Origin of the sequence: Paenarthrobacter sp. NyZ202, from assembly GCF_049860755.1 — a bacterium.
In the GTDB taxonomy this organism is placed as follows: Bacteria; Actinomycetota; Actinomycetes; order Actinomycetales; family Micrococcaceae; genus Arthrobacter.
Window position 1 is genome coordinate 2,718,386 of record NZ_CP187556.1, and the last position, 17,356, is coordinate 2,735,741.

The following is a 17,356-nucleotide window of genomic DNA, read 5'->3' on the forward strand; positions in this document are numbered from 1 at the left end:
CGCTTGCATGGTCTTCAGGGCAAGCGGGGTGGTTTTGGAGCACCGCAGGCTTTGTGGCCCTCGTGTTGCGATAACTGAAGATCTTGGTTTGACCCTGGCTGGGGAGCGGCAAGCAGGGACCGGGCGGTTTGCGCGGACCCGTACTGCAATGGCATACCCCCAGGAGTTCCGATGCCCGGACTTTCAGCCACCCGGCCCCAACCACTCTTCAAGGGCTTCCTCGTGCCCCTTGTCCTTGCGATGGTTGCCGCTTTGCTCCCCCTGACGGCACCTGCGGCCATGGCGGCCGGGCCCTGCGACCCCGTGGTGAATCCCGTGGTGTGCGAGAACTCGAAACCCGGCAGCCCGCCGTCGGAATGGGACATTTCAGGGGCCGGTGACGACTCCATCCAGGGCTTCTCCACGGCCATCAGTGTCAACGCGGGCCAGCCCATCCAGTTCAAGGTCGATACCAACGCTTCCACGTACACGATCGCGATCTACCGCACCGGCTGGTACGGGGGCAACGGTGCCCGCAAGATTGCCGATGTGACTCCGTCTGCTTTCCGGCAGAACCAGCCGGCGTGCCGCCATGACCTCACCACCGAGCTGTACGACTGCGGCACATGGGCCGTTTCAGCCACCTGGCAGGTGCCGTCCACGGCCGTCTCCGGCATCTACCTTGCCTTGCTGACGCGTCCCGACACCGGGGGCCAGAGCCACATCACGTTCATTGTCCGCAATGACGGCAACCGCTCGGACATCGTCTTCCAAACGGCGGACCAGACCTGGCAGGCCTACAACTCCTATGGCGGCGCCGATTACTACCAAGGGGCCAACGGGCGGGCCTACAAGGTCAGCTACAACCGGCCCATGGCAACGCGCGGTGGCCCTGGCGGCCGTGATTTCTACTTTGCCAATGAGTACCCCATGGTCCGCTTCCTGGAACAGAACGGTTACAACGTCAGCTACATCAGCGGGCTGGACGCGGACCGCAACGGCGCCGAACTGCTGAACCACAAGGTGTTCCTGTCTGTGGGCCACGATGAGTATTGGTCAGGCCCCCAGCGCGCCAATGTCACGGCGGCACGCGACGCCGGCGTCAACCTGCAGTTCCTCTCCGGAAATGAGATGTACTGGCGGACCCGGTTCGAGCCCTCCAGCGTGGACGGCGCGGCGGGCCGGACGCTGACCTGCTACAAGGAAACCTGGGCCAATGAAAAGATCGACCCAACGGCGCAGTGGACGGGCACCTGGCGCGATCCACGGTTCGCCTCCCAGAGCAATGGAGGCGGACTTCCCGAAAACGGGTTGACCGGCACGCTCTACATGTCCAACTTCTCCGACCTGCCGGTGACGGTCTCCGCGGAAGAAGGCAAGACCCGGCTGTGGCGCAACACGTCACTCGCGTCCCTTCCGGCGGGAACATCCGCAGCGCTGGCACCCCATACGGTGGGGTACGAATCCAACGAGGACCTGGACAACGGCTTCAGGCCCGCCGGGTTGATCCGGCTCTCCACCACCACGGGCAACGTACCCCAGTATTTGCAGGACTTCGGCAACACCGTGGCGCCAGGCACGACCACCCACAACGTGACCCTCTACAGGGCGGCCAGTGGCGCACTGGTCTTCTCCGCCGGCAGCGTCCAATGGACCTGGGGCCTGGACCAGGAGCATGACGGAGACGGCGCGGCCGCCGACATCCGGATGCGGCAGGCCCAGGTGAACCTCCTGGCCGACATGGGTGCACAACCCGCCACCCGGGCCGCAGGCCTGGTCGCAGCCACCGCGAGCAGCGACAAAACTGCGCCGACCGCCGCAATAACGGCCCCTGCCAACGGCACTGCGATCGCCCATGGCGCCAAGGTGACCGTCACGGGAACCGCAGCGGACACCGGCGGCGTGGTGGCCGGCGTCGAGGTTTCCACCGACAACGGTGCCACCTGGCATCCAGCCCAAGGCAAACAGAACTGGACCTACAGCTACATTCAGCAGGGATTTGCAACCGCCGCCATCCAGGCCCGCGCGATCGACGACAGCGCAAACATCGGTGCCGCAACATCCCGAAGCCTCACAGTGAACGGTCCCTACAGCGTCTTCGGACAAACGATTCCTGCCAAACCGGATTCCGGCGACGGTGGATCCTACGAGATGGGACTGCGGTTCACCCCGACAGTGGACGGATTCATCACAGGAGTCCGTTTCTACAAGAGTGCAGCCAACACAGGAACCCACACCGGCTCCCTGTGGAACTCCAGCGGAAGCCGCCTGGCCACCGCCACCTTCACCAACGAGACATCCACCGGCTGGCAAACCGTCCTCTTCAGCCAGGCCGTGGCCGTAGCAGCCGGACAAAAGTACACCGTCTCCTACACCGCACCCAACGGCCACTACGCCGTCAAGGAATTCCAATGGGCAAGTTTCGGCTCCACCGCCGCGCCCCTCACGGTGGCCGGAGGCTTCGGCGCCGAACCCGCCGGTGTCTATGCAGGCGGGCAGGGCTTCCCCACCTCCAGCTTCAACGGTGGCAACTACTTCGTTGACGCGGTGTTCAGCACGGTGGACACCAGTCCCATGACCGTCTCCGGGCACAACCCGCTGCCGTCATCCTCCAGTGTCTCGGTCAACACCTCCGTCAGCGCGGTATTCTCCAAGCCCGTCGCAGCTGCGTCCGTGAAGCTCAACCTCGCCTCCAGCTCCGGACAAGTGGCGGGAACCACCTCGTACGACTCCGCCACCCGCAGGGCAACCTTCACACCGTCAGCAGCGCTCGCCTTCAGCACCCAGTACACGGCAACGCTGTCCGGGACCGACACCAGCGGTGGCGGGGTGACGGCCGGCGGCACGTGGTCCTTCACCACCGGTGCCACGATCCCCGTTCCCGGTTCGTGCCCGTGCAGCCTGTTCAACGACTCCGTCACCCCCGGGATCGAGGAACTGAGGGAAGGTGTTCCGCTGACCCTCGGCGTACGGTTCTCGAGCGTTTCTGCCGGTGAAGTGCTGGGTATGCGCTTCTATAAGTCGGCGGGCAACACCGGCACGCACAACGGAGCCCTTTACACAGCATCCGGGCAGCAGCTTGCCACGGTGAGCTTCACCAACGAATCTGCCTCCGGATGGCAGTCCGCCATGTTCAGCCAACCGGTCCAGATGGCAGCCAACACCGAATACATCGTGTCCTACAAGTCATTGACCGGGACCTATTCGGCCACGCCCAACGGATTCGGCCAAGGCATGAGCGTAGGACCACTGCGGACGGGCTCCGACGCCGGCGCCTACACCTACAGCGGCGACTTCCCCGGTTCACGGTCCTCTACGAGCTACCTGGTGGATGTGATCGTCAACGTGCCGCCGCCCGCCTTCACGCCGACCAACAAGACACCGTTGCCAGGATCATCCAGTGTTCCGTTGGACACCGCCGTCAGCGCGGTGCTGTCCGAGGCAGCCACGGGAGTCAGCCTCTCCGTCAAGACGGCGGCCGGCGCCACGGTGGCCGGCACCTCGACCTACAACACGGACACCAGGAAAGCGACCTTCACGCCGAGCGCACCACTGGCCGCGGCTACCAGCTACACGGCCACCGTCACGGCAACAGCAGTGTCGCGGCAGGTACTGAGCGATGCCACGTGGACGTTCACCACGGTTCCTGCGCCGCGGACACCCGGCGCCTGCCCCTGCACGCTCTATCAGGACACGGTGACACCGGCAACGCCGGACGCCAACGATGGCGTTCCCCTGACCCTCGGCGTCAGGTTCGCCAGCGACACCGAAGGCCAGGTCACCGGCATCCGGTTCTACAAGTCGTCCGGAAACACCGGAGCCCACACCGGCTTCCTGTACACGGCAACGGGCCAACTGCTTGCCAGCGTTGCTTTCGCCAACGAATCGACCATGGGCTGGCAAACGGCAATGCTCAACCAGCCCGTCACCATCCAAGCGGATGTCGAGTACGTGGTGGCGTACAAGTCACCCACGGGCAACTACTCCTACACGGCCAATGGTTTCGGCCCGGGCTTCACCAGCGGACCCCTCCGGACCGCGTCCGACTCCGGCGCTTTCGCCTACGGCAGCGACTTCCCCAACGTCTCCTCCAGTTCGAGCTACCTGGTGGATCTGGTGTTCGCGGTAACCCCGCCTCCGTTCACCATCAGTGAGCAGGTTCCGGCACCCGGTGCCACGGGCATACCCGGCGACGTGAAGCCGTCCATCACCTTCTCCAGCGCAATCCGTCCCGGCGCCACGTTCACGCTGGGCACCAACGGGTCCTCCATCGCCGGAACCGCGGCATTGTCGGCCGACGCCCGTACGCTGGTCTTCACCCCCGCCACGGCCCTCCCCGCGAGCGCAACAGTCACGGCGACTGTTTCAAATGTGGTGTCCCAACAGGGCCAGACCCTGCCCACCACCACGTGGCAGTTCACTACTGCTGCTGCCACTATCCAGCAGTCCTCGATGTTCGGGTCTCTGGCTCCCCAGGTGGCAGCAGCGTCCGATCCGCAGCCCGTTGAACTGGGAACGGCCTTCACTGTGTCCCAGCCCGGCAACGTAACAGCGATCCGTTTCTACAAGGGGACGGGCAATTCCGGAACGCATGTGGGCTCGCTCTGGAATTCCGCGGGAACGCGGATAGCCCAGGTGACGTTCACCAACGAGACGGCGACGGGCTGGCAGACAGCCACCTTGTCCACGCCGGTAGCGCTCACGGCGGGCCAGCGGTACGTGGTTTCCTACCGCGCACCCAACGGCCGCTACTCCTACACCTCGGGCTTCTTCAACCAAACCTGGACCAGTGGAGTCTTCACTGCGTCCGGACCCAACAACGGCCTCTACCGGTACGGCTCGGGCAGTGTGATGCCGGGCAACTCGTGGAATGCAACAAACTACTTTGTTGACGTTGTCTTCGCGACCACCGGAACCTCCCAAGCAGCACCAGCCCAGACACAGACGGCTACGGCAACCCCAACAGCCACCAGTACGGCAACGGCTTCCCCGAGCCCCACGCCAACACCCTCACCCACCACAACGCAATCCGGCGGACTGCTCTGCACGCTGTTGCGGACCTGCTGAAACCCAACCGCCCCTAAGCTGCCGGCGCCCGTTCCCCCGAACTCCAGGAGCGGACGCCGGCATCGTTGTGAAAGATTACCGAACCACGCTGGGCGACCACGCGTGCTTGATGAAGACGGACGGTTGGGACGCCGGATCGGTACCCAGCTTCCAGATATTGCTGTCGCCCTCCAGCGACTCGTCCGCGAGGCCATAGAGCAGGTTGTCGTTGTCCAGCCACTCAATCTGGTCATCCACGCTGCGCTTCTCAGCCAGGACTGTTTCCCGTCCTGAAGCGAGGTCAAGAACTGCGACGTTCCAGTGGGCGGCCAGCGTCCCGCCGTCGTTCTTCTTATAGGCAATCCTGGTGCCGTCCGGAGAGATGGACGGGCACTCGACGTTGTCGTGGACGGCGGTCAGGGTCTTAGCCGACAGGCTTCCCCGAACCAGCCAGATGCGGCCGGACGATGCTGCCGTTGCATAAAAAGCATCCTCCTGACCGGGCACGAAGGTGACACCCCAGATATTCCTGTCCGCCGCCGTCAGTTGCTGGCCGTTGACCATCAGGGCAAAGTCCTCAAGATTGCCGGTGGTGCCCGATGGCAGGGCGATTTCGGTGGCCGTGGAGAATCCGGCCGTGGCGTACGAGTGTCCTGTGACGAAGACGGTGGTGGCAATCATGGAGCCGTCGGGACTGGTCCGGGTCCGGCTGGGAATTCCAGGCAAAGGCCACGTGCGTTCGCGGTTCCAGTCCTTGTCCAGCACCTCGGCTTGAAAAGCTGTGACGAGTCCGCGGTTTGTCTTCAGGCAGACCACGCTCGACCTGGTCCCGTACACCCTGTCACAGGCTTGGCCACTGACGGCCCGGGTGCCGTCAGGCTCGGACAGGGGAACTGTTGCGGCGTTGCCGTAGCCTTGGCCCGCAGCGGTGTTCCTGAACAGGACAAAGGGAACCGAAGGAAGCTGACCGCCTGCAGTCACGCCAACGGAAGGGGCCGCCGTGAGGCTCTCCTGGAAGCGCTGATAGGCACTGGCAGCATAGATTCCCGCCGCCGCCAGCACCACTGCCGTCACGGCCAGCAGGATGCCCCAGCGCAGCCGCCCCGTGACGATCGTCCCGCTCACGCACTTGCCTTCGCGCCTTTGGCGCCGGGCAGGATGAAGAGCACAGCCACCACGGCGCATGCCAGCAAAGCGCCGGCAATGACCATGGCAGTGGTCGCACCCACGGCGAACCACAGCACACCGAATCCTGCTGAAGCGGCCATTCTGCTCAGCGCCACCACGGTCTGCGCCGACGCAATGCCCATGGCCAGCTTGCCATGCGGCGTCAGTTGGGCCGCCAGGGCGGCCAGCACGCCGTCGGTGGCCGCATAGAAAGCGCCGAGGAGGATGAGGCAGCCCGCGGTACTCCACAAGCCGCCCCATGGCAACGCAGCCAGGAAGTAGCAGGCGAGCAGAGCGACGTGGCCGCCGATGAACACGGGAACCCTGCCAACCCTGTCAGCCAACCGTCCCAAGGGAATCGCGAATGCCAGGAAGACCACGTTCGTCCCCACGAACAGCAGGGGGAACCACTGGACCGCAAAGGAATCGCGCGCCTGCAGGACAAGGTAGATGAACGCATCGCCGATCGTGAGGATGCCCAGGAGTCCGGCTGCGATGAGCAACCTGCCAAGTCCCGGTTCTTTGAAATGCCCCCACGAGAGAGCGAAGAGGCGGCGTTCGGTGCCCGGCCCTGTTTTGGCGCTCTGCGCGTCCCGCAGTCCGGGCGCCTTGAGGTCCGGCACCACCAGGGCCAGCACGGCCACGCCGATGACGGCAAACGCAAGCGAGACGACGAAAACCGTGCTGAAGCCGTTGGGGATCATCAGCAGGACAAGGAAGGCAATCATGGGTCCGGCAGCGGCACCGATGTTGTCCAGCATCCTGTGGACACCAAAAGACCTCGCCAGGTGTTCCGGTTGGGCAGAAACCGTAATAAGTGCGTCCCGGGGGGCGGTGCGGATGCCCTTGCCGATCCGGTCGCCCGTGACGATCGCCGCTATGGTCCAGAAACCGCCGGCAAACAGGAAACCGATGCGGGCCAGCATGGAAAGCCCGTATCCGGCCAAGGCCACACGTTTGGGATGGCCCGTGCGGTCGGCGGCCCAACCCGCTGCAATCCGCACGATCGCGCTGGCACCCTGGTTGATCGCATCGATAAATCCGAAGGCGATCGTCCCAAGTCCCAGGAACCCGGTGATGTACAGCGGCAGGACAGCGGCCACGGATTCGGAGGAAACATCCGTGACCATGCTGACGATGCCCAACCACAGAATGACCGGAGACAAACGAAACGGAACGTCGACCGCTGACATTCCGTCCACCGGCGCCGGACCGGCGCTCTTCGGCTTGTCCCGCTTACCTCCGCTGCGGTCAGAAAGAGAAATATACATCCATGCCCCTACCCTGCCGTACGGATGCTGCCCAGCAACTGGAAGCGTGAGCTCCCTGTTCCTGTCGTCGAAACCGATACCGTGACCGTGTCCCCGCCCCGGACAAACCTCTGCGCCAGGGAACCGTCGGGGGCGGGGGCGTCCTCGAACCAGAAACCCCGGCCCACAAGGGTCTGCCGGAAGTTGGCCAGGACGTCAGACTGGGAGGCGCCGACGATCCCGTCTGCGGTCAGCTGCACGATATCCCCCGACGTCGAAATGCTGGTGGAGCCTACGGTGGTCCCTTTGGGCAGGGTGAGGATGTCTGCCGGCCAGCCGTCCACCACTTCTCCCTGGGCCGTGCCCGGCGCCGGTGGCGCTCCTGTGAGCAGCGGGGCGGGCTCTGACGGAGCAGGAAGTCCCGTCGGCGTGGCCGTGACCGGCGGAAGGACCTCCAGGGGCTTGGTGCCGGAAGGTTGCTCTGCGGCGCCGTAGGTCGGATTGGGTTCGGAAGCGTTCGACGTCGGGCTGCCGGAGCCGGGTGCCGCGGCACTGGCGGAAGGGTCTGCACCGGCAGCACTGCTTGTACTGGTGGAGGGGGCCGGGGAGGCGGTACTCCCCTGCCGGGCCAGCTGATCGAAAACCACGGCAGCCACGGCAATCACCAAGGCAAGACACAGCCCCACGATCACCAGCCGCCGCGCCGTCATGGCCGGTCCAGCCCTGTCGCATCACCTTGCGCCAAGCTTTTCATGGGGACAGTCTGCCAGTTGCCACCCCTGATGCGGAACAGTTTGAACGGTGCGGAAAATTGCGCGGTCCGCGTGCTTGCCGGAGGGCTTTTACCAGCGCCCGTTCCTGGGACGCGGCTGGCAGACAGGGCACGTGTAGGAGGAACGGTTCATGAACTGTTCCCGCTTTATGATGCTGTGCAGCCCGGCGGCTTCACACCGGCTGCAGGCCTGGCCTTCCCGCCCGTAGGCATTGAGGGACCGCGCGAAGTACCCGGAGTCGCCGTTGACGTTGACGTACAGCGAATCGAAGCTCGTTCCCCCGGCAGCGAGAGCTTCATCCATGACGTCCTTGACCGCCTGCAGGAGCCGTTCCGTGTCCGCGCGCCGCAGCCTGTCCGTGGGCCGTGCATAGTGGAGCCGTGCCCGCCATAGGGCCTCATCGGCGTAGATGTTGCCGATCCCGGAAATGAGGGACTGGTCCAGGAGCGCGCGCTTCAAGCCTGTTTTCCTGGCCTTGAGCCTGCGGTGGAACGCATCCAGGGAGAACAGGGGATCCAGGGGGTCCCTGGCAATGTGCGAGGCTTCTTCGGCAATCTCCGGCAGCGGGGTCTCACCGAGACCGCCGGGGCCGTGGTCCGGGGTGGGCACCATGGACGTCACGAACAATCCGCCAAAGATGCGCTGGTCGACGAACCGCAGTTGCTCCGGCATGCCGGCCGACTCGCTGAGCCGGATCCTGACCTTGAGGTGTTTTTCATCCGGAACATCCGGGTCCTGCATGAGCAGTTGCCCGCTCATGCCAAGATGCGCCATCAAGGCCACCTTGGGCATCGGCGCTGTCATTGCCGGGCCGTCGTCCATGGCCAGGGGCATCCACAGGAACTTGCCACGGCGGACCACGTCCACCACCCTCGTGTGTTCCAGGTTGCCGACGAAGTCTTCCACACCCAGGGCATGCCTGCGGATGGAACGTGGGTCCAGGACCTCCACGGCGGTGATCGTGCGGCCCCTGACCCAGCGGGCCAGTCCGCGGCGGACAACCTCGACTTCGGGAAGTTCAGGCATGGTTCAGGCGGAAGCCGGTCCGGCGGGCGCCTGGTCCATCGCCGTCAGGGCACGCCAGGCATCGGCTGCGGCTTCCTGCTCGGCTTCCTTCTTCGAGTGTCCGGACCCGCGGCCGTAGGGCGTACCGCCGATGTTCAGTACGGCCTCGAAGGTGCGTGCGTGGTCGGGGCCGGAGCCTTCCACGGCGTAGTGGATAGTGCCAAGCTGTCGGCTGGCGGTCAGCTCCTGGATGCTGGTTTTCCAGTCGGTTCCCGCGCCCAAGGCACCGGCGTCCTTCAGCAGCGGCCCCACCAGGCGCATGACCAGCTGGCGGGCGGTCTCAATGTCATTGGACAGGTAGGTTGCGCCGATCAGCGCCTCCATGGTGTCCGCGAGGATTGAGGCCTTGTTCTTGCCATCGGTCAGTTTCTCGCCCTGGCCGAGATAGATGAACTCCCCAAGGCCAAGCTGACGGCCGATACCGGCCAAGGCCCGCGTACTCACGACGGCGGAGCGCCGCTTTGCGAGCTCGCCTTCGGGCAGCTCGGGGTTCTCCCGGTACAGGGAATCTGTGACAGAGAAACCCAAAATGGAGTCGCCGAGGAACTCAAGGCGCTCGTTGGTGGGGATCCCGCCGTTCTCGTACGCGTAGGAGCGGTGTGTCAGAGCAAGACGAAGCGTCTCGGTGTCAATGGAGACACCGAGACGCTTCAGAAGCTCTTCAGTTGAAGACATCCTTGGTCAGCCTTTGACGGCAGATCAGGCGTCTGCGACCTTGCGGCCCTTGTATTCAAGGAACAGCGCGGTACCGGCGGAGTCGGTGACGACCTTCGCCTGGTGCGGCAGGCTGTAGGTAACGCGACCGTTTTCGACGGTCTTGACCAGGTTGGGGGCAGTTGCCTTCCACTGGGCACGGCGTGCGCGCGTGTTTGCGCGAGACATTTTCCGCTTGGGAACAGCCACGGCTATCTCATTTCTCTCTTAGTCCAACACTTACTAATCAGTTTGCCGGTCATTCTTAGCCAGATCAGCTAGGGCAGCCCAGCGAGGGTCAATGACCTCGTGGTGGTGCCCCGGCTCGTCTTCCAGGCGTATTCCACATTCGGAACAAAGGCCCTGGCAGTCTTCCCGGCACACCGGCTGGAACGGCAGCGTGGTTACCACTGCGTCCCGCAACACCGGCTCAAGATCGATCAGATCGTGCTCGACTCGACGTTGCTCTTCATCGTCTTCTCCTTCTGAAAGCTCAACACCTTCATAGAAGAAAAGTTCTTGCACATTGACCTCAAGGTCATACGCAAGGGGATCCAGGCATCGCCCGCATTCGCCGGTAACTTCGACGATCGCGGATCCGGATACCAGAATTCCTTCGTGTACGGCCTCCAGACGAAGGTCCAGCTCGACATCCGAGCCTTCCTCCACGCCAATGAGTGCCACACCAAGGTCACTTGGTGCAGGTACATGCTCGTTGAGTGTCCGCATTGTGCCCGGGCTGCGCCCGAGGTCCTTGACTGACAGCGCCAAGGGCGAACTTGCATCGCTCTTAATGAGAACTCCTGTAGAACATATGACCGACGTACCATCTTAGCCTGATCGCGAGTGAGGACTCAAACCGGCGCCGGGGCGCGCAAAAGCACGGCGGTTTCCGTTTGGATCCCCGGGGCATCAAGCCATCGAGGCACCTGACAAGCCTACCCCTTGCGCGGACTGTCCGACGGAGGCTCGCCAGCCAGGAGGCGCTTGAGCACCGATTTGGGCACGAAGTCCGAGATGTCACCACCGAGGACGTTGACCTCTTTGATCAGCGTGGAGGACAGATGGACATAATGCGCTTCCGCCGGAAGGAACACGGTTTCGACACCGGACAATTGCCTGTTCATCGTGGCCATGGGCAGTTCGTAGTCGAAGTCGGAAGACGAGCGCAGCCCCTTGACGATCGCCGACACTCCACGGTGACGGCAATACTCCGCCAGAAGCCCCTCCCCCATGGGCTCCACGATGATGCCACGCAGCGAGGCCAGGGTCTCCCGCGCCATTTCCATCCGGTCCTCCAGGCTGAAACGGTACTTCTTGGCGTAGTTGGTGGACACAGCCACGATGACTTCGTCGAACAAGCCGGCCGCGCGGGCAATGACCTCGAGATGGCCGTTGTGGATGGGGTCAAAGGATCCGGGGCATACCGCGCGTCTCATGAGACGAACCTACCCCAAAGCTTCGCCGGGATACCATGGCTGACATGTCATCCGCAGGCAGCACCGTCCCCTTGGCCGCTCCCGGCAGTTCCGCCAGCCCGTGGCAACGCGCAGCCAGCGGAGCCAACCTGTTGTCCGCGGACGGAACGCTGGGTATGACGATCTTCGAAGAGATGACCACGCTGGCCAACTCCACAGGTGCCATCAACCTCGGCCAGGGTTTCCCCGACGAGGACGGACCGGCCGACATCAAGGCAGCGGCGCAGGCGGCCATCGCCGCCGGCGCCAACCAATATGCGCCCGGCAAGGGCGTCCTCGAACTCCGTGAGGCCGTGGCCGCCCACCAGCACCGCTTCTACGGGCTGGATGTTGACCCGCACGCTGAAGTCGTGGTCACCACCGGAGCCACGGAAGCCATTGCTGCATCGCTGCTGGCTTTTGTACAGCCCGGAGACGACGTTCTCACCTTCGAGCCTTTCTACGACTCCTATGGGGCCATCATCGGGATGGCCGGCGCCCGCCACGTGACCGCTCCCCTGCAGGCCCCGGATTTCCTCCCCGATCTCCAGGCCCTCGAGACCGCCTTCACCGACCGCACCAAGGTGGTTCTCCTCAACAACCCGCACAATCCCACAGGCGCCGTCTTCCCCCTTGAAGTCCTGTCCAAAATCGTGGAGCTGGCCGTCAAGCACGACGCCATCATTGTCAGCGACGAGGTCTACGAGCACCTGACCTTCGGCGTGCCGCACATACCGGTAGCTACGGTGCCCGGCGCCGCCGGACGGACCATCACGATTTCCTCGGCGGGCAAAACCTTCTCCTTCACCGGTTGGAAGGTCGGCTGGCTCACGGGGCCGGCAGACCTCGTGGCGGCGATCCGTACGGTCAAGCAGTTCCTGACCTACAGTTCCGGGACACCGTTCCAGAGCGCCATTGCCGTGGGCCTTGCCCTTCCCGACGACTTCTACACCGGCATCGCCAGGGAACTTGAGCAGAAACGGGACATCCTTTCCGAGGGACTCCGCGCGGCAGGGTTCGGCGTCTACACCCCCAGCGGGACATACTTCGTTAACGTAGATACTGCCCCGCTGGGAATAGCGGATTCCGTGGACCTGGCCCGGCGCCTGCCGGAACTGGCAGGAGTGGCGGCCATACCAGTTCCGGTGTTTTGCCATGCCGAAGGTGCTGAACGGACGCGGACCCTCCTGCGGTTCGCATTCTGCAAGAAACGCGAAGTCCTGGAAGCTGCTGCCGAACGGCTCGCAACCCTGAGGGACCGGCTCTGAAAGGCACCGGAGGTCCCCACGCTGCAAGCCGCTTCCTGCGTGCCACGGGACAACATGCCACCATCGAGGCCGACACCTTGGTGGAGGGCGCCTGCATCCTCAGCATCGGCGGGGCTGAGCAGTCCCACGTCAATCTGGCCCACCCCGAGGACATCTTCTACGAATACCTCCGCAGGATCGGACATCTTGTGGACCTGGCCGCCCGCCCAGGCATCCCCGTCACCGCGCTGCACCTCGGCGCCGGCGCCCTGACGCTGGCCCGGTATATCCAGGCGACCAGGCCAGGCTCGGAACAGTACGCCGTGGAACTGGAACGCGAACTGCTGGACTTCGTCCTGCATCACCTGCCCATGCCGGAGGGCACCCGCCTTCACACGCACATCGGCGACGCCCGCGACGCACTGGCAGAGCTTCCCGCCAAGCTGCGCTTCGACGTCGTCATCCTCGATATCTTTTCCGGTCCCGAAGCCCCGGCACATATTGCGTGCCGGGAATTCTACGAGGAAGCGGCGGCCCGTTTGCAGCCCTCCGGAGTCCTGATCGTCAACGTCGGCGATGAAGCAGCTTTGACCTTGGTGCGAAGCCAGGTGGCCGCGCTCAGGGAAAGCATGGCGGACGTTGCTGCGTTCGCCGAAAGCGGCATGTTTGACGGCCGCTACCCGGGAAACATCGTGCTGGCCGGCACACTGGCGCCCTGGCCACAGGACTGGACGACGCAACTGCTGGCCCGCGGCCCGCACCCCGCCGCCGTGCTGACGGGCGTGGACCTCGACAAGATCACCGGCTAGGCCGGTTCAGCAAACCACAACCTGGTTTCGCCGTACTTCTTCTCCGCAAAGCACTCCAGGCTTTCCGGCCACTGGGGCTCCGCACTGCGGGCGGATCTTTCCACCACCACAACGGCGCCTTCGTCCAGGTGCGGCGCAAGCTTGCCGAGCACCGCACCCAGTGCCGGTTCGGCCAGCGGGTAGGGCGGGTCCAGGAACACCAGATCCCACAAGTCGCCCGGCCCTGTCCGGTCCAGATACGACTCCACTTTGGAACGGTGGACCGAAACTTTCCTGCCGCCAAGGACCTGGTTGACCATGTCTGCGTTGCGCTGGCACACATCGCTGGCGCGGGCATCGAATTCCACCAGGTCAACGCTGCGTGCACCGCGGCTGGCGCTCTCTATGCCCAGGGAACCGGACCCGGCGTACAAATCCAGGACACGGGCGTCGTCCACCACGTCCAGTGATTCCAGACGGGAAAACAAAGCCTCCTTGACCCTGTCGGTGGTGGGCCTGGTGGCCGTTCCCGGAACGCTCGTCAGCGGGTTCCCGCCTGCAACGCCGGCGATAACGCGGCTCATGCACGTGCTCCTTTAACCGCGTTCAAGGAACGCCTCCTTCTCAGGGTTCAGGTACTCATCAATGGCAGCAGCCAGCGAAGGCTGGCCCCGCAGGGTGGGATCGACGGCCACCAGGTCCTGGGCGTCCGATCGCGCGCGCGCAATGAGGTCTTCGTGCTCAAGGACCCGCAGAAGCTTCAACGTTGACCGCCCACCTGACTGTGAGGCACCCAGGATGTCGCCTTCGCGGCGGAGCTTCAAGTCCTCCTGGGACAGTTCGAAACCGTCCGTGGTCGAGGCGACCGCATCAAGCCTGCGCCGGCTCGGATGGCCCGGTTCCAGCGTGGTGACCAGGAGGCAGGTTCCGGGCAGTCCGCCACGGCCCACCCGGCCACGCAGCTGATGGAGCTGCGAAATGCCAAACCTGTCCGCATCCAAAATCACCATGAGCGTGGCGTTGTGGACATCCACACCGACCTCGATAACGGTGGTGGAAACCAACAGCTTGGTCTGGTTCCCGGCGAACGACGCCATGGTCTCTGACTTGACCACCGGGTCCTGCCGCCCGTGAAGCGGGGCCAAGGGAACTCCCGCCAGCGAAGGCTCCTGGAGGAGGCTTTCGACCACGGCCGTGACGGACGCGAGCTCGCGGGACGGTCCTTCAGCCGACAGTTCGGCATCGCCCGGTTCAGCCTCCCCCGGACTGAAATCGCCGTCGTCGTCCGTTCCGATCTTGGGGCAGACGACGTACACCTGGTGCCCGGCGTCAATTTCCTCACGGGAGCGCTTCCAGATCCGGTCCACCCAGCCCGGGTTTTCCGCCAGGCCTACCACGTGGGTGGAGATCGGCGCCCGGCCTGCCGGCAGTTCATCCAGGACGGAGGTCTCCAGATCACCGAACACCGTCATGGCTACCGTGCGGGGAATGGGGGTGGCGGTCATGACCAGCAGGTGCGGCGGTCGCTGCGCTTTGGCCCGCAGCGCATCACGCTGCTCCACCCCAAAGCGGTGCTGTTCATCCACCACGATCAAGCCAAGGTCCTGGAAACTGGTCTTGTCGCTCAACAGGGCATGGGTGCCGATCACGATGCCCGCGTTTCCCGACGCGGCATCCAGCATGGCCTGCTTGCGGGCGGCCGTGGGCATGGATCCGGTCAGGAGCACCACCTGGACGCCTTCCTCTGCGGCATCACCGCCCAGCATCCCGGAACCACCGAACAGCGTATCGCGGGCCAAGGGGCCGAGGGTCCGGCGGATGGAATCGTAGTGCTGGGCCGCGAGTACTTCCGTCGGGGCAAGGAGGGCGGCCTGGCCGCCGGCATCCACCACCTGCAGCATGGCCCGGAGCGCCACAATCGTCTTGCCGGACCCCACTTCCCCTTGCAGGAGGCGGTTCATGGGTGTGTCCCGTGCGAGTTCTTCGGACAAGGTCTTTCCCACGGCCGCCTGCCCCGCTGTGAGGGTGAAGGGAAGGTTTCGGTCGAACACACCCAGGATGCCCTCGGCCACGGGACGGCGTGCGGTGGCTTCCTCCGCCGCAAGCTGTGCACGGCGCCGGGCAAGCGCGGCCTGGAGGACCAACGCCTCCTGGTACCGGAAGCGTTCCTGGGCACGTTGCCAGTCCCTGGCTGTTTCCGGCATGTGGATCAGGCGGTAGGCCTCAGCCACGCCCAGGAGCTTGTCCCGGTGGACCACCGGCCGCGGCAAGGGGTCAGGGAGTGACTGCAGGTCCAGCGTCTGCAGCAGGGTGGTGATGACCTTGTGGATCGACCAACTGGTCAGCTTGGCAGTGGCCGGATACACGGGAATGGGCATGGCTGCCAGCTTTTCCGGATCCATGGCGCCTTCGACATCCGGGTCCTCGTCCAGCAGCAGGAAGTCGGGATTGGTCAAGCCAAGTGCCCCTCCGTAACGGGTCACTTTGCCGGAGAACATCGCACGCCGGCCCGGCAGGAGTTCAGCCTTGGCCCGGAATCCGTTGAAGAAGCTCACTTTCAGCGTCCCGGCCACGGTGCTGCCGCCGGCTTCGTCCGTGACCACGACGTCGGTAATCGAACCGCGGCGGGCACGCATCTGACGCGTGCTGTTGGAAATGACCCGTGCGATCAGGGTTACTTCTTCGTCCAGCGGCAGCTTGGAGATAGGAGTCAGCTCGCCGCGGCTGAGGTAGCGCCTGGGAAAGTAGTTGAGCAACGCACCCGTGGTTTTAATGCCCAGGTGTTTCTCCAGCACCCCTGCCGAGCGTTTGCCGATCCGGCGTTCCAGGGGCAGTTCGAGCTCAGTGTTCATGCGGCGAAGGGTGCGCTGCGGGCCCGGCATCCTGCACTGCCGCGGGCTCCCGGGGAACTGCAAGTTGGCTCACGGCAAGGTCCGTGGGCTCCCCCAGGGAGCGGATCAAGGCCACTGCGGGCTCAGGGTCGGGGACGTGGACATGGACGCGCCAGCGGTACCGCACCTCCGCCGCGGAGTCGTCGTCTTGGTGATGGTTTGCCGAGCTGCCCACCTGGCTCATGATCACCGAATCCCCCATCTCATCAAGCCGCTGGCGGAGGATCGCCGCATCCAGGGGCAGGAGGTCGATGGTGCACATCACTTCAACGCCGTCATCTGCCGGCATGTGCTGGTGGATGTGCGGGTCCTGCAGCTGGTAACCGTGCAGGCCGTCCAGGAGCTCGTCCTGCAGCTCCTCTCCCAGCACTGCGGACCGGAGGCAATCGAGAACCAACAGCATGCCCACCCCGCCGGCATCCACTACATGGGCATCGTGGAGCGGTGCCAGTTGGTCTTCGGTGCGCACCACAGCCTGGAACGCTGCCTCCACCACGGCATCCAGCGCAAGGCCGAGCGCATGGTTGGAGTCGTCTCCGTTCTGGGTGGCGTCTACTGCCTGGGCAGCGTGGGCTGCTGCTTCCAGGACGGAGAGCATGGTTCCGGAAACGGGCTCGCTCAGTGCGGACCAGGCCCTGATTTGGGCCCGGTGCAGCGCGGCGGCAAGCAAAGGCGCACTCAGCCGGGTTTTTCCGGCCAGCGGTTCGGCGGCCGCGCACAGGAAGACGGCCAGCAACGTCCCGGAGTTGCCACGGGCTTGTTCGATGGCAGCCTGGCCGGCGTGTGCAAGGACCGCTCCGACGTCGGCACCGGCTTCGGTAGTCCCGGCCGGAGAGTCGTCGAGGGCGGCAAAGGCTGCGCGGGCCGTCAGATAGAGGTTCGTACCGGTGTCGCCATCAGCGACGGGAAAGATGTTGATCGCGTTGAGGCGGTCGCTGTGGTTGCCCAGGACCACCTCCGTTTTGCCTAGCCAACGTCTCATGGCGTGCGCATTCGCGGC

The 17,356-nt window shown here is 64.6% G+C and carries 14 protein-coding genes; 3 read left to right on the top strand and 11 right to left on the bottom strand.

The annotated features are described in order from the left end of the window. The first annotated feature begins 171 nt into the window (after positions 1-171). Complete coding sequence (locus tag ACPFL9_RS12620) at positions 172-5,046, top strand: DUF4082 domain-containing protein (RefSeq protein WP_426003044.1); 4,875 nt, start codon at positions 172-174, stop codon at positions 5,044-5,046. 75 nt (positions 5,047-5,121) lie between these two features. Here ACPFL9_RS12620 and ACPFL9_RS12625 read toward each other — a convergent pair whose 3' ends face one another. From ACPFL9_RS12625 to coaD, 8 genes are all read right to left on the bottom strand, one after another. Continuing rightward, entirely contained in the window at positions 5,122-6,150 is a 1,029-nt protein-coding gene (locus ACPFL9_RS12625) for a TolB family protein (protein WP_426003045.1), read from the bottom strand. Beyond that, positions 6,147-7,463, bottom strand: coding sequence for an MFS transporter (locus ACPFL9_RS12630; RefSeq protein ID WP_426003047.1), 1,317 nt, complete (start codon positions 7,461-7,463; stop codon positions 6,147-6,149). The genes ACPFL9_RS12625 and ACPFL9_RS12630 overlap by 4 nt, the downstream gene beginning before the upstream one ends. A gap of 8 nt (positions 7,464-7,471) precedes the next feature. Beyond that, on the bottom strand, positions 7,472-8,152 hold the full coding sequence (locus ACPFL9_RS12635) for a hypothetical protein (protein ID WP_426003048.1): 681 nt from the start codon (positions 8,150-8,152) through the stop codon (positions 7,472-7,474). A gap of 132 nt (positions 8,153-8,284) precedes the next feature. Next, complete coding sequence (gene mutM, locus ACPFL9_RS12640) at positions 8,285-9,241, bottom strand: bifunctional DNA-formamidopyrimidine glycosylase/DNA-(apurinic or apyrimidinic site) lyase (protein WP_426003050.1); 957 nt, start codon at positions 9,239-9,241, stop codon at positions 8,285-8,287. 3 nt (positions 9,242-9,244) lie between these two features. Further along, positions 9,245-9,955 carry a ribonuclease III gene (gene rnc / locus ACPFL9_RS12645; RefSeq protein WP_426003051.1) on the bottom strand — a complete coding sequence of 237 codons (711 nt, stop codon included), beginning with the start codon at positions 9,953-9,955 and terminating at the stop codon, positions 9,245-9,247. A 24-nt stretch (positions 9,956-9,979) separates the two neighbouring features. Beyond that, positions 9,980-10,183, bottom strand: a complete 204-nt coding sequence (rpmF, locus tag ACPFL9_RS12650) for a 50S ribosomal protein L32 (protein WP_426003053.1) — start codon at positions 10,181-10,183, stop codon at positions 9,980-9,982. 33 nt (positions 10,184-10,216) lie between these two features. Then, positions 10,217-10,744, bottom strand: coding sequence for a YceD family protein (locus tag ACPFL9_RS12655; RefSeq protein ID WP_426003054.1), 528 nt, complete (start codon positions 10,742-10,744; stop codon positions 10,217-10,219). A 167-nt stretch (positions 10,745-10,911) separates the two neighbouring features. After that, a complete protein-coding gene (coaD, locus tag ACPFL9_RS12660) occupies positions 10,912-11,412 on the bottom strand; it encodes a pantetheine-phosphate adenylyltransferase (protein ID WP_426003056.1) in 501 nt (166 codons plus the stop codon). Between the two features lie 35 nt (positions 11,413-11,447). On the opposite strand from coaD, the gene ACPFL9_RS12665 reads away from it, so the two are divergent. Together ACPFL9_RS12665 and ACPFL9_RS12670 are read left to right on the top strand one after the other, a co-directional pair. Beyond that, entirely contained in the window at positions 11,448-12,698 is a 1,251-nt protein-coding gene (locus ACPFL9_RS12665) for an aminotransferase class I/II-fold pyridoxal phosphate-dependent enzyme (protein ID WP_426003058.1), read from the top strand. Beyond that, the gene (locus ACPFL9_RS12670; protein ID WP_426007558.1) at positions 12,695-13,486 is read left to right on the top strand and encodes a spermidine synthase; all 792 of its coding nucleotides are present in this window, start codon (positions 12,695-12,697) and stop codon (positions 13,484-13,486) included. The genes ACPFL9_RS12665 and ACPFL9_RS12670 overlap by 4 nt, the downstream gene beginning before the upstream one ends. On the opposite strand, the gene rsmD is transcribed toward ACPFL9_RS12670, so the two are convergent. From rsmD to ACPFL9_RS12685, 3 genes are read right to left on the bottom strand one after another with little or no spacing between them, the layout of a single operon-like run. Then, positions 13,483-14,049 carry a 16S rRNA (guanine(966)-N(2))-methyltransferase RsmD gene (gene rsmD, locus ACPFL9_RS12675; protein ID WP_426003060.1) on the bottom strand — a complete coding sequence of 189 codons (567 nt, stop codon included), beginning with the start codon at positions 14,047-14,049 and terminating at the stop codon, positions 13,483-13,485. The genes ACPFL9_RS12670 and rsmD overlap by 4 nt on opposite strands. Positions 14,050-14,061: 12 nt before the next feature. After that, entirely contained in the window at positions 14,062-16,317 is a 2,256-nt protein-coding gene (locus ACPFL9_RS12680; protein ID WP_426003062.1) for an ATP-dependent DNA helicase RecG, read from the bottom strand. Then, positions 16,307-17,338 carry a DAK2 domain-containing protein gene (locus ACPFL9_RS12685; protein ID WP_426003063.1) on the bottom strand — a complete coding sequence of 344 codons (1,032 nt, stop codon included), beginning with the start codon at positions 17,336-17,338 and terminating at the stop codon, positions 16,307-16,309. The genes ACPFL9_RS12680 and ACPFL9_RS12685 overlap by 11 nt, the downstream gene beginning before the upstream one ends. Positions 17,339-17,356: the final 18 nt, after the last annotated feature.